Origin of the sequence: Aminobacter aganoensis, assembly GCF_014206975.1 — a bacterium.
Taxonomy (GTDB): Bacteria; Pseudomonadota; Alphaproteobacteria; order Rhizobiales; family Rhizobiaceae; genus Aminobacter; species Aminobacter aganoensis.
This window is the reverse complement of sequence record NZ_JACHOU010000003.1, coordinates 509,581-525,325: the sequence shown is the minus strand read 5'-3', so window position 1 is coordinate 525,325 and position 15,745 is coordinate 509,581. Positions and strand designations below refer to the sequence as shown.

Here is a 15,745-nt window from a genome sequence, read left to right as displayed (position 1 = left end):
CCGCTCGTCAAAGCTGCACCCGGGCTGGTTTCAGGCGCTAGCGCAGCGCCTTGGCGTCGTAGACGACCTTGCCGCCGAGCAGCGTCAGCACCGAGCGGATGGTGTGGACCTGCTCGACCGGCACGGTCATGTAGGGCTTGTCGAGCACGGCGAGGTCGGCAAGCTTGCCTGCAGCAAGCGCGCCCCTTTCATCCTCGTCGAAGGCGATCCAGGCGGCGTTCGAGGTGTAGAGCCTGAGGGCCTCCTCGCGGTTCAGCAGCAGGTCCGGGCGCCTCTGCACGGTGCCGCCGAGCGAGGTGCCGGTCAGCTGGTACTCGATCGCGCGCCAGACGCCGAACACGCCGATGCGGGTCGAGTCGGTGCCGCCGGCAACCATCAGGCCCTTGTCGAGCGCCAGCCGGGTGGGCGGCGATGCCTCGGCAACCTCGGCGCCGCTGGCCTCCTTGATGGCCGGCGCCTCGAAGAACGGCCCCATCTGCACGGTGTAGGCGAGGCCGAGCTTCTTCATCCGGTCGAGCGTCTCGGCCGAACCGGTGTTGAGATGGGCGATCGACCAGCGCAGATCATCCAGCGGGAACGACTTCGACACTGTCTCGAACGCGTCGAGAATGGCCTTGGCGGCATCGTCGGTGTAGGCGTGGATTTCCACCGGTATGCGCTTCTGCGCGGCGAAGGTCGCCACCTTGACGAGTTCGTCGCGCGCCGCCTGTGGCGGGTTGAAGCCCGGCCCCATCTGCACGCCGTCGTTCATGCCGAACACCAGCGCCTCGCCGAGGCCGAGGAAGCTGACCATGCCGTCGCTGTAATGCGGCTGGCGGAACGCCATCATGCCTGCGAACCATTCGGCCTCGTTGCCGGGGCGCTGCGCGGGAATGCGGTAGCCGGCCCGGACCGTCAGCTTGCCGGCGTCGCGCAAGGCGAACAAGGGCTCGTAGCTTGCCGGCGGTCCGGCGGACGGATCGACGAAGCCGGTCACGCCGGCCTCGTTGAGCTTGGTGAAGAACGTCTCGAGGCTGGCCTTCTTCTGCTCGTCGCCGCTGGCGCTGATGCGCGCGAACAGGACGTTGAAGGGTCCGATGCCGCCGGACAGCCTGCCGGTGGCGCGCCCCTCGGCGTCCTTCTCGACGACGATGCCCGGGGGCAGTTCGGCGCCCGGCTCGTCGAGGCGCAGGGCGGCGATGCCCTTGGCGTTCACCAGGGCATAGTCATAGAGATACTGGACATAGGCCGGATGGTCCGGCACGGCCTTGGTCAGTTCGGCGACCGTCGGCGCCCGCTTTTCGCTGAACTGGTCCGGGTGCCAGGAGCCGACCACCGCCACCCATTGGCCGGCGTCGCGTTTCGCTGCCGCCGACGAGAGCTTTGCCAGGGCCTGCTCCAGCGTGCCCTCGTCGTACCAGTAGGTCTCGAACTGGAAGGTCTGGCCGCCGCGGATCGCATGGACATGGGTATCGATCAGCCCGGGGATGACCGTCTTGCCGGCGAGGTCGACAACCTGGGTGTCCTTGGCGGCGAGGGCATCGATGTCCTGGTTGGAGCCGACGGCGACGATCCGTTCGCCCGAAATCGCCAGCGCCTGCGCCTGGGGGTTTGCCGGGTCCATCGTGATCACCTCGCCGTTGCGCAGGATCAGGTCGGGCGCCTGAGCCAGGGCAGCACTCAAGGCGAGCGGACTGCACATCAGGGTCATTGTCAGCACGGTGTTCCGCAGCAGCCGTCTCATGGCATGGTCTCCAGTTCGGTTTCGTTGCTTGGATACGTGGCGCTTGCCCGGTTCAGGAGGCGGCGCGCCGGGTTCGGCATGCATAGGCGTCATCGCGTCGCCGCGGCGTCATGGACGACCTTGCCGCCCAGCAGCGTCAGCACCGACCGGATGCTGTGGATGTCTTCGACGGGCATCGTCATGTAGGGTTTGTCGAGCACGGCAAGGTCGGCAATCCTGCCTGTAGCAAGCGTGCCCAGCTCGTTCTCACGCCGCATCACCCAGGCGGCGTTGCGCGTGTACAGAGCAAGGGCTTCCTCGCGGGTAAGCCGATCCGAGGCGATGCGCTGAGGCGAGCCCCCGACCGAGCGCCCGTCGACCAGCCACTGCAAGCCGATCATCGGATTGTAGGACGACACGCGCGTCGCGTCCGAGCCTCCGGCGACGACGAGGCCAAGGTCCATGGCCTTGCGGATCGGCGGCAGGATCTCGGCCGCCTCGTCGCCGAGCTTGCCGGCAACGTCTTGTCCCCTCAGGAACATGTTGTCCTGCACCGTATAGCTCATGCCCATGGCCTTCATGCGCGAGAACGTCTGCTCGGTGCCGTCGGTCAGGTGGGTCACCGTCCAGCGCAGGCTCTCGATGGGCGTTTGCGCGTTGACCTTCTCGACGATGTCCAGGATCTGGCCGCCGGCATCGTTGGAGAACGCATGAATCTCCACCTGATAGCCGCGCGCTGCCGCCAGTTGCAGGACTTCCAACAGTTCGCCTCTTGCCGCGTCCGACGATTTGAAGCCCGGGCCGATCTGCTCGCCGTCGTGCATCTTCCATACCAGAACCTCGCCCAGCCCGGCGAAGCGCAGCATGGTGTCGCCGAAGCTCGGCGGCATGTAGCCCAGCACGTCCTTGAAGCTGGCAGCCTCGTTGTCGGGGGTCGGCGCGCTGATACGATAGGCCACGCGCACGCTCATGCCGCCCTGCTGCCAAAGCTGAAAGATCGTGTCGTATTGCGGAGGCGTCATGCCGCCGCCGCCGGCGTCGATCACGCTGGTGATGCCCAGACCGTTGAGTTCGCTGAAGAAGCGGCGCGAACTTTCAAGGCGCTGCGCGGGCTCGGCGGCGAGAATGCGATTGGACAGACCCGAAAACGCTGGGATGTTGCCGCGTAGGACACCGGTGGGCTTGCCCTGCGCGTCGAGCTCGGGGTAGCCGCCAGGCTGGAACTTGGTTTCCGACGTTATGCCCAGCGCCTCGACGGCCTTGGCATTCAGGAACGCCTCGTCATAGAGGTACTGGACATAGACCGGGTTGTTCGGCGCCGCATCATTCAGCTCCTTTATCGTCGGCATGCGGTTCTCGACGAACTGGCGCGGATGCCAGCCGCCGACAACGGCGATCCACGCACCCGGGCCACGCCGTGCCGCCTCGCGGCGAATGACGTCGAGCCCGTCCTGCAAGCTGGACACACCCAGCCACAGCGTCTCGCCATCAAATGTCTGTGCCGCGCGAATGGCGTGCATGTGGGTATCGATCAACCCGGGGATGACCGTCTTGCCCGCGAGGTCGACAACCCGGGTGTCCTTGGCGGCGAGGGCATCGATGTCCTGGTTGGAGCCGACGGCGACGATCCGTTCGCCCGAAATCGCCAGCGCCTGCGCCTGGGGGTTTGCCGGATCCATGGTGATGACCTCGCCGTTGCGCAGGATCAGGTCCGGCGACTCGGCAAAGGCAGCGCTCAAGGCAAGCGGGCTGCACAGCAGGGTCATTGTCAGCACGGTGGTCCGCAGCAGCCGGGTCATGAGGTGTTCTCCAGTAGGTTTCATTGCTTGGACGGCGCTTGCCGGTTCAGGATGCGGCTTTGCGCGCTACCGCCGGGTCGGCAGCGAGCAAGGCCCCGGTGAGTTGGGCATGCACGGCATCGATGTCCTGCGGCAGCCGCTCGCCGAAGGACGCAGACAAGGTCCGGTGGTCGCGCAGTTCTTCGCCAAGCTCGTCCATGTCGGTGGCCATCAGCGCCGCGAACCGCGACGGACCGAAATCAAGCCCGCGCCACTCGATGTCTTCGTAGCGGGGAACGTGGCCGATGACAGGGGAAGCGGTTGCGGCGGCCGTGCCGCGCACCCTTTCGACGATCCACTTAAGCACGCGCATGTTCTGGCCGAAGCCCGGCCACATGAAATCGCCATTGCCGTCGCGGCGAAACCAGTTGACGCGGAAGATCGCCGGGGCCGTGTCCAGCCCCTCGCCCAGCTTCAGCCAATGGCCCCAGTAGTCGGCCATGTTGTAGCCGCAGAAGGGCAGCATCGCGAACGGATCGCGGCGGATCGGCGGCTGGTCGGCGGCCGCGGCCGTCGCTTCCGAGCCGAGCGTGGCCGCCCAGTAGACGCCGCTGCGCCAGTCGGTCGCCTCGAACACCAGCGGATAGGTGTGCGACAGCCGGCCCCCGAAGATGAAGGCGGATATCGGCACGCCGCGCGGATCGTCGCGGGCCGGGTCCATGCTCGGGCAGCGGCTTTGCGAGACGGTGAAGCGGGCATTGGGATGCGCGGCCGGGCGACCGCAGCCGGGGGTCCACTCCTGCCCCTGCCAGTCGACGAGACGGCTCGGCGCCTCGGGCGTCAGGCCTTCCCACCAGACATCGCCATCCGGGGTCAGGGCGCAGTTGGTGAAGATGACGTCCTGCTGCAGCGCTTCCATGATGTTGGGGTTGGTCCTGGCATTGGTGCCGGGCGCCACGCCGAAGAAGCCGGCTTCCGGATTGACCGCCCACAGCCCGCCGTCAGCGCCGCGCCGGATCCAGGCGATGTCGTCGCCGACGGTCTTGACCTTCCAGCCTTCGAACCCTTCCGGTGGTACCAGCATGGCGAAATTGGTCTTGCCGCAGGCGGACGGGAAGGCGCCGGCGACATAGGTCGTCTCACCGCCAGGGCTTTCGACACCGAGGATGAGCATGTGCTCGGCCAGCCAGCCCTCGCGGAAGCCGTTGTACGAGGCCGTCCGCAAAGCGAGGCACTTCTTGCCGAGGAGCGCATTGCCGCCATAGCCGGAACCGAACGAGACGATCGAGCCGTCGTCCTGGAAGCTGACGATGTATTTCCTGTCCTTGTTGCAGGGCCAGTGCACGTCCGCCTCGCCGACCCGGAGCGGCGCGCCCACCGAATGCAGGCAGTGCACGAAATCGCCATCGCCCAGCTGTCGGAGCACGTCGGCGCCGACATAGGCCATCAGCTTCATGCTGACCACGACATAGGGGGAATCGGTGATCTGGATGCCGATCTGCGCATGCTCGGCCCCGACCCGTCCCATCGAGAACGGGATGACATACATCGTCCGCCCCTGCATGCAGCCGTCGAACAGCGGCCTGAGTTCGGCGCGCATGGTTTCGGGGTCGGCCCAGTTGTTGGTCGGGCCGGCATCCTCCTCGTTCGCGCAACAGACGAAGGTCCGATGTTCGAGGCGCGCGACGTCGCCCGGATCGGAACGGCACAGGTAGGAGTTGGGGCGCTTTTGCGGGTCGAGCCGGATGAGCGCACCGCTCGCCACCATCGCAGCGCAGATGCGGTCATACTCCTCGGTGCTGCCGTCACAGACATGCACGGCATCCGGCCGGCACAGCGCGCGGACCTCGTCGATCCAGTTTGAGAGGCCAATATTGTCGATCGTCATTTCACGTCTCTTCAGCAGGAATTCTGGCCGCAGCGGTTGAGCGCCGCAGCGATGCTCGTCACATGTTCGGATAGACGGGCCCCTCGCCGCCCTGGGGCGGGACCCAGTTGATGTTCTGGTTGGGGTCCTTGATGTCGCAGGTCTTGCAGTGGACGCAGTTCTGCGCGTTGATGACGAACCTGGCATCGGCATGGCCGGGATCGCCGGCGATCGAATTGCCGTCGGCATCGACCCATTCGTAGACGCCGGCCGGGCAGTAGCGGCTCGACGGGCCGGCGAAGACGCCGTATTCCGAGCGCTTCTGCAGCTCCATGTCCTTGACCTGGAGGTGAACCGGCTGGTTCTCCTCGTGGTTGGTGTTGGACAAGAACACCGACGACAGGCGGTCGAAGGTGAGCACGCCGTCGGGCTTGGGATAGTCGATCTTGCTGTGCTTCGACGCCGGCTCGAGCGACTGGGCGTCGGTCTTGCCGTGCCTGAGCGTGCCGAAGGGCGACACGCCGAACAGCGTGTTGAGCCACATGTCGAGGCCGCCGAGGCCGACGCCGAGGATGGTGCCGAAGCGCGACCACAAAGGCTTGACGTTGCGGACCTTCTTCAGGTCCTTGCCGATGTCGGTCGAGCGCCAGGCCGCCTCGTAAGCGACGAGCTCGTCATTGGCGCGGCCGGCGGCGATGGCGTCGGCGACGTGCTCTGCGGCGAGCATGCCCGACAGCACGGCGTTGTGCGAGCCCTTGATGCGAGGCACGTTGACCAGGCCGGCCGAGCAGCCCATCAAGACGCCGCCGGGGAACGACAGCTTCGGCACCGACTGGTAGCCGCCCTCGGTGATGGCACGCGCCCCATAAGACAGGCGCTTGCCGCCCTCGAAGGTGGCGCGGATCGCCGGGTGGGTCTTGAAACGCTGGAACTCCTCGAAGGGCGCGAGATAGGGGTTCTTGTAGTTGAGGTGGACGACGAAGCCGACCGCCACCATGTTGTCTTCGAGGTGGTAGAGGAACGAGCCGCCGCCGGTCTTGAAGTCGAGCGGCCAGCCAAAGGAATGCTGGACCAGGCCCGGCTTGTGCTTTTCGGGCGCGACCTGCCACAGCTCCTTCAGGCCGATGCCGAACTTCTGCGGCTCCTTGCCGGCGCCGAGGTCGTACTTTGCGATCAGCTGCTTGGCGAGCGAACCGCGGGCGCCCTCGCCGATCAGCACGTATTTGCCCATCAGCGCCATGCCGGGCGCAAAGCCAGCACCATGGCTGCCGTCGCGCTCGACGCCCATGTCGCCGGTGACGACGCCGGTGACGGCACCGTCGTCATTGTAGAGCAGGCCGGCTGCGGCAAAGCCGGGATAGATCTCGACGCCGAGCGCCTCGGCCCTGGTCGCGAGCCAGCGGCAGACATTGCCTAGCGAGACGATGTAGTTGCCGTGGTTGCCCATCAGCGGCGGCATCAGGATGTTGGGCAGCCTGACCGAGCCGGCCGGCCCGAGCACCAGGAAATGATCGTCGGTGACCGGTGTCCTGAACGGATGGTCGGCATCGTCGCGCCAGTCCGGCAACAGCCGGTCGATGCCGATCGGATCGACGACAGCACCCGACAGGATATGCGCGCCGACCTCGCCGCCCTTCTCCAGCACCACCACCGAAAGCTCGGGACTGACCTGCTTGAGCCGGATCGCCGCCGCCAGTCCCGCCGGCCCGGCGCCGACGATGACAACGTCGAATTCCATGCTCTCGCGTTCGATATCGCTCATCTGTCCCTCACTGCGGTCTTGGCAATAATCTGGTCGGAAGGCGGCAATCGCTCAGGCGCCCATGAGTGCTTCGACCAGCCTGTCGCGCGTCAGCGGCAGGTCGCGCATCCTGAGTCCGAGCGCCCGCGACGCGGCGTTTCCGATCGCCGCGGCCACCGGCCCTTGCGACGCCTCGCCGGCGCCGAGCGGCGGTCTCGCCGGGTCGACGATGAAGCGCGTCTCGATCTCGGGGATCTCCGAGAATTTGAGGATGGGATAGGCACTCCAGTCGAAGGCCGGCACGCGGTCGTCCTCGACCCTGACCTCTTCCTTCAGGGTCCAGCTTGCCGCCTGGATCGCGCCGCCCTCGATCTGGCTGCGGGCGCCTTCCGGATTGATCACCAGCCCGATGTCGGCACACAGCCACAGCCGCTCCAGCCTGATCTCCTCGTCGACCGAAACCTCGGCGACGGCGGCCAGCCACGCGCCCTTGTTCTTGTAGCGGGCGGCGGCGATGCCGAACGCCCGGCCCTCGCCCGCCGGATGGCTGCCGGGCCAGCCGCTCATGTCCGCCACGCCTTGGAGCACGGCACGGCAGCGGTCGTCGCTCAGATGGCGGAGCCGGAAATCGAGCGGATCGGCGCCGGCAAGATCAGCCAGTTCGTCCACCGCCGACTCGATGGCGAAGACATTGAGGTGGGCGCCGAGCGAACGCAGCGACGATGTCCTGATGCGGCTTGCCGTGTCGAGCCGGACCGCGACCTCCTGGCCGGGAAAATCATAGATCGCGACCGAGTTGCGCGCCGCTCCCCCGCCCGCTGCATCGGGAAGGTCGTCGACCTTCTGCGGCAGGCGCGCACCGTCGAGCGCTTCGGCCGAGCTGAGATTGAAATGGCCACCGAAACCGGGACGCTGGGCGTGCGGCGCGCTCACCACCGAAAGTTTCCATGAGGCCACTTGCCCGCCGGAATCGAGCTCGGCCTCGACCGAAGCGGACATCGCCGCGCCAAGCGGGCCGCGGCTGAGTTCGTCTTCGCGCGACCATTGCACCCGCACCGGCTGGCCCGGCATTTCCATCGCCACGATGGCCGCATCGAGCGCCACGTCGTCGGCGCCGTTGTGGCCGTAGGAGCCGGAGCCATGGGCGTGGATGACACGCACCATCGAGGGGTCGAGGCCAAGGCACTTGGCGATCTGGCCGCGCAGCGGGAAGATGCCCTGCGAATGGCTCCATACTGTCAGCCGCCCGGCGTCGAACTGCGCCAGCGCGCAGGACGGCCCGATCGAGGCGTGGGCGACATGCTGCCGCGAATACCGGGCGGCGATGCCTGGCGATCCGGCATGGGGCGCCGCGGCGCCCAGGACCGTGATCTTCTCGCCAGAAGTCGCGGCCGGTTGCCAGAGGCCGGCGACCTCCTCCCAGCGGGCAAACTTTTCGGCCTCCCCATGGGCCGAATGTACGGCATGTTCGTCGGCGGCGACCAAGGCGAGGAAGTCGTTCTTCCTCACGGCCCTGACGCCGGGGTAGCGGCGCTGCAGCCACGCCATGTCGACATCGGCCAGGCAGGCCAGCCGGAACGGCTGCCTGATCACCCTGACATGGAGCATGCCTGCAAGCGACAGGTCGTGGATGAAGCCGGCGCCGCCGCGCTTCTGCGCCATGTCGATGCGCGGCTGGCTGGCGCCGACCGCGGAATAGGCACCGACGGGCATGGCCGGGACGTTGCCCGTGACATGCTGGCGCCAGTCGACGTCGGCTGCCAGCATCCAGTAGTCGAGGCCGGTCGGCTGGCCGTCGATCAGGATCGCGCCGTCCCGGCAAGACAGGCTGGCGACATCGGCACCAAGGCGTGTCGCGGCGGCGTCGACCAGGGCCGACCGAGCCTGCGCCAGCGCGAGCCGGATCGACGCGCCGGAGACCTCGACGGACTGGCTGCCGGCGGTGATGCCTTCGTCCGGCGCACTGTCGGTATCTACCGGCAGCAGCGCAACCAGCACTGGATCGACCGCCAGTTCGTCGGCGGCGATCTGGGCCAGCGCGGTGAGGATGCCCTGGCCGAGCTCGACCTTGCCGGAGCCGACACCGATCAGGCCTGGCCGGTCGAATGACACCCAGCAGCCGAGCTCGGGATTGTCCTGGAGGCTCTTGGGCAGCGCGTTGCCGATCATCATGCGCCTCCACCAAGGCTGGCGGCGGCGCGCTCGACGGCGCGCAGGATGCTGCCATGGGCGCCGCAGCGGCACAGGTGCTTGTCGAGTGCCGAGACGATCGCCTCGCGGCCAGGCCGGCTCTCGGCCTTGAGCAGCGCGTAGGCGCTCATCAGGATGCCGGAGATGCAGTAGCCGCACTGGCCGGCCTGCTCTTGCTCGAACGCATCGAGCAAGGCCGCCCCGACAGGGTCGTCGCCAAGCGCCTCGGGGGTCGTCACGTTGGCGCCGCCCAGCGCCGACACGGGCAGCGTGCAGGAATAGCGCGCCTCGCCGTCGATGGCGACGACGCAGGCCCCGCACTGCTCGAGGCCACAGCCGAAATGCGTCGCCTTTAGATCGAGCGCGTTGCGGAGCGCGAAGAGAAGCGGCTCGTCGCCACTGGCTTTCAGGCTCACCTCGGAGCCGTTGAGCCGAAACGAGATGGAATTGCTCATGACTTGCGCCCCGCAACCTTGTCGCGGCTGTCCCTGGAGGCCGCGAGTTTCGCGCCTGGCCGCGGCGCAGTGCGCACGCGCGGGGGACCGGCATCGGGCTCGGATGCCGCGGCGAGGCTTTCCTTAGCCCGCTTCAGCCGGTAGGCGCTCGGCGTCATGCCGACGGAATTCTTGAAGGCGCGAAGGAAATACTTCTCATCGTTGTAGCCGACGGAATAGGCGATCTGGCCGATGGTTTCGTCGGTCAGCACCAGGCGCTCGCGCGCGTCCTCGATGCGCATCTCGCGGATCAGGGCATTGAAGCTGGTGCCGGTATACTGTCGGATCAGGGCGCAGAGCCGGCTCTTGGAGAGGCGCGCCGCGTCCGCCGCTTCGTCCAGGCTCGGGCCGCGCGTGTAGTTCTCGCCGATGAATTCGGCGATACGGCGCATATGGCCGCTGTCGCGCCCGACGACCGGCAGCTTCTTCGACAGTTCGGCAAACTCGGCCTCGTAGTCCTGGCACAGGGTGGCGAGCATCAGTGTCAGTTCCGCACGCACGATCTCGGTCTCGCACATGCGCTCGGAACCATGCTGGGCGATCATCGAGGCGACCGCGCGATCCGTGCGCTCCGCCTGTGAACTCCCGAGATCGAAATTGACATGGTTCTGCCAGGCAAAGGGCGTCAATTCCGGCGCCAGCCGGACGAGTTCCGTCACCGGGTAGGACCGGGTGATGCTGGGGCGGAGGAAGTCGAGATCGAAGTAGATGACCGCGCAGCGCGTGGCATGGTCGAACCTGATCTGGTGCGGCACCATCGGCGCGATGAAATAGATCGACCCGGCCTTCGGCTTGTGCGAGGTCAGGCCGATCCGGGTCATCGGCGCATCGGACATGAAATAAATGATCTGGAAGTAGTCGTGCTTGTGGGCGGGGTAGAGCCGCTGGGTGTTTTCCACCAGCCGGATGTGGAACCGCGGACTGTCGGACCGGTCGAGCGCATAGGAGCGGAACGGAGCCGCCAGGGTCCCTTCCTCCTCCGCATCGCGTTCAGGACGAAAACGCACAGGCTTTTCGATCCCACCCTTTGCCATGTTGGCTCCTCCGGTCCGACATCGCCGCGGCAAGCGGCTAGCCCGATTGACTCACGCCCTCATCTTTTCGGCAACCGTCGCGTGGAACTCCGGCACCGCCTCGAACAGGTCGGCGACCAGGCCATAGTCGGCGACCTGGAAGATCGGCGCTTCCGGATCCTTGTTGATGGCGACGATGACCTTGGAATCCTTCATGCCTGCGAGATGCTGGATCGCTCCCGAAATGCCGCAGGCGATGTAGAGGTCGGGCGCGATGATCTTGCCGGTCTGGCCGACTTGCAGGTCGTTCGAGACGTATCCGGCATCGACCGCCGCCCGGCTCGCGCCGATCGCGGCACCGAGCCGATCGGCCAACGGGGCCAGGACGGTCTCGAAGTTCTCGGCCGAGGCCAGCGCGCGTCCACCCGAGACGACGATGCGGGCGCCGGTCAGTTCGGGGCGCTCCGAACCTGACAGCTCGCTTCGCACGAATGACGACCGCGCGGGATCGGCCGAAATGGCCGCGGCTTCGATCGGCCGTGTGGCAGCGGTGACCGCGGCAGCCGGGAAGGACGACACGCGCACGGTCAGCACCTTCCTGGCATCGGTAGAGCGCACGGTCTGGATCACGTTGCCGGCATAGATCGGGCGCTGGAAGAGATCCGGGCCTTCGACCGCAATGACGTCGGATATCTGCATCACGTCGAGCAATGCGGCCACGCGCGGCATGATGTTCTTGCCGCTGGTGGTCGAGGGTGCAAGCAAGGCATCGTAGCCGCCGGCGAGGCTGACGACCAGGGCCGCAACCGGCTCGGCAAGCCGGTTCGCCAGGCTTGGGTCGTCGGCAAGCAGGACCTTGGCGACGCCCTCCAGCCGAGCGGCGGCTTCGGCTGCGGCACCACAACCTGACCCGGCCACCAACACATGCACGTCGCCGCCCATGCGGCCAGCGGCCGAGACCGCCTTGGCGGTGGCCTCGTCGAGCTGCGTGTCCTGATGTTCGGCCAGAACGAGAATGGTCATCACAGAACTCCTGCTTCGGTGCGCAGCTTGTCGACGAGCTCGGCCACGGAGCCGACCTTGATGCCTGCCTTGCGGGTTGCCGGCTCGTGCACGCGCACGACGGTCAGGCGCGGCTCGACGGCGACGCCGTAGTCGGCGGGGGTCTTCTCGTCGATCGGCTTCTTCTTGGCCTTCATGATGTTGGGCAGCGAGGCGTAGCGCGGCTCGTTCAACCTGAGGTCGGCCGTGACCAATGCCGGCAGCGGCAGGTTGACCGTCTGCAGGCCGCCGTCGACCTCGCGGGTGACCTCGATCGCAGCGCCGCCAATGGCGATCTTCGAGGCAAAGGTGCCCTGGCCCCAGCCGAGCAAGGCCGCCAGCATCTGGCCGGTCTGGTTGGCGTCGTCGTCGATCGCCTGCTTGCCGACGATGATCAGGTCCGGCTTCTCCGTCTCGGCGACAGCCTTCAGAATCTTTGCGACGGCAAGCGGCTCGACGACCGCGTCCGAACGCACCAGCAGGCCACGATCGGCGCCCATGGCGAGCGCCGTGCGCAACGTTTCGGCCGATTTCTCCGGGCCTACCGAAACGACCACGATCTCGGTCGCATGCCCGGCTTCCTTGAGCCGAACCGCCTCCTCGACGGCGATCTCGTCGAAAGGATTCATCGTCATCTTGACGTTGGCGAGGTCTACGCCCGAACCGTCCGCCAAGGCGCGCACCTTGACGTTGGGATCGGCAACCCGCTTCACCGCAACCACTACCTTCATCTGTTCCTCCCTTGCCCGATCAGGGACGGCCACGCCTGCTGGCGCCGCCGCCCCGGCCGATTGCCTCAGCTTTCCGGACCGGCGTACTTGCCGGCGGTCGCGGGGAACATGTTCTTGATGATCTTCATCCGGCTGACGTCGACCGTCGCATCCATGTGCAGGAAGATCGCGGCGTCGCGGAACAGCTTCTCGATGCCGAACTCGAGCATCGCGCCGTTGCCGCCGTGCAGTTCGAGCGCATGGGTGGCGACCTTCATGATCTCCTCCGAAGCATAGACCTTGGCCATGTTGCAGAGGATGTCGGCGTCGGGATGGGCTTCATCGACCGCCTTCGCCGCACGCTCGACCAGCGACCGGACCGCCTCGATGCGGGTCGCCATGTCGGCGAGCCTGAGGGCCACGGCCTGGTGCTTGATCAGGATGCGGCCGCCCTGGACATAGTTCTGGACGTAGTCGGCGGTGCGCTCGAAACAGGCGACGCCGACGCCGAGGTTCTTGGCCGCCTGGATGATCTTGCCGGCCCGGAAATACTGGCCGGCGGAGGCCAGCGCGGTGCTTTTGACGAGCAGGTGGTCGGCCGGCACGCGGCAATCCTCGAAGACCAGCTCGCCATTGTTCATGAAACGGCAGCCCATCGTCTCGTTGCACTTGGTGATGGTGAGGCCGGGGGTGCCGCGGGGCACCAGGAAGCTCGACGTGCCCTGCAGCATGCCGACCGAAGGATCGGTGTTGGCATAGACGACGTAGAGGCTGGCATCGAAGCCGTTGGAGATGAACTGCTTGCGGCCGTTGATGACCCAATGGTCGCCGTCGAGCACGGCCTTGGTGTGCATCGAGGCCTCGGGCACGTTGTAGGGCAGCCAGCGGTCGGATGCGCCGCGCGGCTCGGTCAGGCAGTGCGCCAGCAGGAACTTGGGGTCTTCCAGCAGGCGCGGGAACCACTTCTCCTGAAGATGCTTCGGCGCGAACTGCCGCAGCACGATCGAGACCTTCCAGTTCTGCACCAGCTTGTCGGCGAGACCGGAATCGCCGCGGGCGATTTCCTCGGAGATCAGGGCGAAGGTGCGAACCTCCGTCTCCTTCTCCAGGTCGATGCCGCCGAATTCCTCCGGCACGCCGAGGGTGCGGACGCCAATCGCCTCAGCACCTTCGAGGATCGCGCTCGGCAGGCGCTCGCCGGGGCTCATGTCCCATTCGCGCTGCCAGTTCGAGCGGATGAACGGTGTCACCACGTCGTCGACAAACGACCGGCAGCTGTCGCGCATCAGGCGCTGTTCCTGGGACAGGATCCCATCATCGGCGTGAATCATTTTCGCTCCCTTCGAGTACAATTCGGTCGGCTGCCAGTGCCTTCCGTCCATGCCGAAATTGGTATCAGCGCCGGTGATCCAGGGTCAGGCCGTGATGTCCGCTAATGGTGGACTATCGTCCGATTATTGGTGGATGTTTCTCGCAACACGCTTGCACAATCAACCAGTCAGCCGGCGAATGCCGGCTGACGTCTGCGTGGGAAAATTGATCCTCTCTAGGCTTTGAACCGCTCCGACAGCCAGTCGGCGACCAGCGGCCGGTAGAGCCAGGGGATGTTGTTGCAGACATGGTTTCCGGTGGGAAAGACATGCAGTTCGACGTCCCCTCGGCACATGTCGGCGCTTTTCTGCGCTTCCGAAGGCGGGAAAATCTTGTCGCGGGCGCCATGCAGGATGAGCGCGGGGACCGTTGGCCCCTCGACGCCGGCCAGGGTGAAGCGGCGGGCGCTTTCGAGAACGTCGTCCCCGCCGAGCGCGAAGGTCATGTTGTCCTGATAGACCTTCGGCAGCGTCGGCCACATCGCGCCAAGGTCATGGAAGCCGTTGATGGAGATCACGCCTGCGAGGCCGTCCAGCGCCGCTGCCGCCCGCAGCGCCATGAAGCCGCCGAAGGCCATGCCGACCAAGCCGACGGCACCCGACAAGCCAGGCTTTCCCTTGACCGCCGCGATGGTCGCCGCGATCGCGGCGGTGATGTCGGCGCGCAGGTGGCCGTGCGAGCGTCCTTCGCCCTGCCCCGGGCCGTCGAGCGACAGCGTTGCGATGCCACGCCCGAGGAAATGACGCTCGAACGCCGGAAACTCCTCCTTGGTGGAATCGGAACCGGGAATGATCAGTGCCAGCGGATGCGGCCCCGAGCCCTGTGGCCGCCTGAGATAGGCGCGCAGCACGCCGTCCTCGAACGGCACCTCGACCAGTTCGGCCGGCTGCTCGAGCAAGGGCGCGGCCTTGCGGTACAGCGCGACCTTGCGAGCCAACGCCACGTCCTTGGCCTTGAGATCGTCGAAGGCCATGAACTGACCGAAGTGATAAAACAGGCTGGCGCGGGAAAAGGCCTCGCCGGCGGTGATCCTACGTCCAAGCGCGAGCGCTTCTTCGCCCATCGCGTCGTGGCGGTCGCCTTCGGCGCTCCAGGCCGTGAGCCAGTTCTCCCAGACGCCGGCGGCTTCGATCACCGACTTGGCCGTTGCCGATGGAATGCCGGCGACCTCCATGCGGGGCAGCCAGTGTTCCACCACGCTCAACAGCCGGTTTTCAGTCTCGCTCATTCTCAGTGTCCTTCCAGGGTTGGCACGTCGGGTGCCGGTCATCGCTTGGCCGCTACGGGTCGATCGCCTCGAGTTCGAGCGGATAGGTTTCGGCTTTTGAACGGTATCGAACGGCCCCCTGGGACAGCTTCGCGGCCGCCTCCGCATCGAGTTGCCTGACGATCTTGGCAGGAACGCCGATGACGAGCGAGCCGTCCGGCACGACCATGCCCTCGCGGACGAGCGAATTGGCGCCGACCAGGCAGCGTTCGCCGATCCTGGCTCCGTTGAGGACCGTCGCCCCCATGCCGACCAGGCTGCCATTGCCGATGCTGCAGCCATGGATGATCGCGTTGTGGCCGATGGTGACGTCCTCGCCGATCTCGACGGGATATCCGGGGTCGGTGTGGATGACGCAGCCATCCTGGACATTGGAACCCTTGCCGATGGTGATCGGCTCGTTGTCGCCGCGCAGCACGGCGTTGAACCAGATGCTGGTGCCGCTGGCGAGGCGCACATCGCCGATGACGGCAGCGCCCGGAGCAACGTAGCAATTGCCGTCCGCCGGCAGGCTGGGCATGCGTTCGCCCAGCCGGTAGATCGTCGCCTTGGTCACGCTGTGCCTGCCCAT

Annotated in this window: 12 protein-coding genes; all 12 read right to left on the bottom strand. The window is 66.6% G+C overall.

All coding sequences use genetic code 11. The annotated features are described in order from the left end of the window. Window positions 1-37: 37 nt before the first annotated feature. The 12 genes from GGR00_RS10205 to GGR00_RS10150 all read right to left on the bottom strand — a co-directional run bounded on the left by GGR00_RS10205 (window position 38) and on the right by GGR00_RS10150 (window position 15,745). Window positions 38-1,723 (bottom strand): amidohydrolase, encoded by a 1,686-nt coding sequence (locus tag GGR00_RS10205; RefSeq protein WP_184699372.1) that lies wholly within the window; start codon window positions 1,721-1,723, stop codon window positions 38-40. An 89-nt stretch (window positions 1,724-1,812) separates the two neighbouring features. Next, window positions 1,813-3,501: an amidohydrolase gene (locus GGR00_RS10200; protein ID WP_184699371.1), complete on the bottom strand. Its 1,689-nt coding sequence runs from the start codon at window positions 3,499-3,501 to the stop codon at window positions 1,813-1,815. A gap of 46 nt (window positions 3,502-3,547) precedes the next feature. Beyond that, the gene (locus tag GGR00_RS10195) at window positions 3,548-5,368 is read right to left on the bottom strand and encodes a phosphoenolpyruvate carboxykinase (GTP) (protein WP_184699370.1); all 1,821 of its coding nucleotides are present in this window, start codon (window positions 5,366-5,368) and stop codon (window positions 3,548-3,550) included. A 58-nt stretch (window positions 5,369-5,426) separates the two neighbouring features. Further along, window positions 5,427-7,109, bottom strand: coding sequence for an electron transfer flavoprotein-ubiquinone oxidoreductase (locus tag GGR00_RS10190; protein ID WP_184699369.1), 1,683 nt, complete (start codon window positions 7,107-7,109; stop codon window positions 5,427-5,429). A gap of 51 nt (window positions 7,110-7,160) precedes the next feature. Continuing rightward, complete coding sequence (locus GGR00_RS10185) at window positions 7,161-9,260, bottom strand: xanthine dehydrogenase family protein molybdopterin-binding subunit (RefSeq protein WP_184699368.1); 2,100 nt, start codon at window positions 9,258-9,260, stop codon at window positions 7,161-7,163. Beyond that, entirely contained in the window at window positions 9,257-9,733 is a 477-nt protein-coding gene (locus GGR00_RS10180; RefSeq protein WP_184699367.1) for a (2Fe-2S)-binding protein, read from the bottom strand. The genes GGR00_RS10185 and GGR00_RS10180 overlap by 4 nt, the downstream gene beginning before the upstream one ends. After that, window positions 9,730-10,806 carry a helix-turn-helix transcriptional regulator gene (locus tag GGR00_RS10175; RefSeq protein ID WP_055980350.1) on the bottom strand — a complete coding sequence of 359 codons (1,077 nt, stop codon included), beginning with the start codon at window positions 10,804-10,806 and terminating at the stop codon, window positions 9,730-9,732. Before GGR00_RS10175 ends, GGR00_RS10180 begins: the two co-directional genes overlap by 4 nt. Window positions 10,807-10,857: 51 nt before the next feature. Further along, a complete protein-coding gene (locus GGR00_RS10170) occupies window positions 10,858-11,808 on the bottom strand; it encodes an electron transfer flavoprotein subunit alpha/FixB family protein (protein ID WP_055980353.1) in 951 nt (316 codons plus the stop codon). Beyond that, window positions 11,808-12,557: an electron transfer flavoprotein subunit beta/FixA family protein gene (locus tag GGR00_RS10165; protein WP_055980356.1), complete on the bottom strand. Its 750-nt coding sequence runs from the start codon at window positions 12,555-12,557 to the stop codon at window positions 11,808-11,810. The genes GGR00_RS10170 and GGR00_RS10165 overlap by 1 nt, the downstream gene beginning before the upstream one ends. A 65-nt stretch (window positions 12,558-12,622) precedes the next feature. Continuing rightward, window positions 12,623-13,867: an acyl-CoA dehydrogenase family protein gene (locus GGR00_RS10160; protein ID WP_055980359.1), complete on the bottom strand. Its 1,245-nt coding sequence runs from the start codon at window positions 13,865-13,867 to the stop codon at window positions 12,623-12,625. A gap of 215 nt (window positions 13,868-14,082) precedes the next feature. Further along, the gene (locus GGR00_RS10155; RefSeq protein ID WP_184699366.1) at window positions 14,083-15,135 is read right to left on the bottom strand and encodes an alpha/beta hydrolase family protein; all 1,053 of its coding nucleotides are present in this window, start codon (window positions 15,133-15,135) and stop codon (window positions 14,083-14,085) included. A gap of 52 nt (window positions 15,136-15,187) precedes the next feature. After that, window positions 15,188-15,745, bottom strand: a complete 558-nt coding sequence (locus tag GGR00_RS10150) for a gamma carbonic anhydrase family protein (protein ID WP_055980365.1) — start codon at window positions 15,743-15,745, stop codon at window positions 15,188-15,190.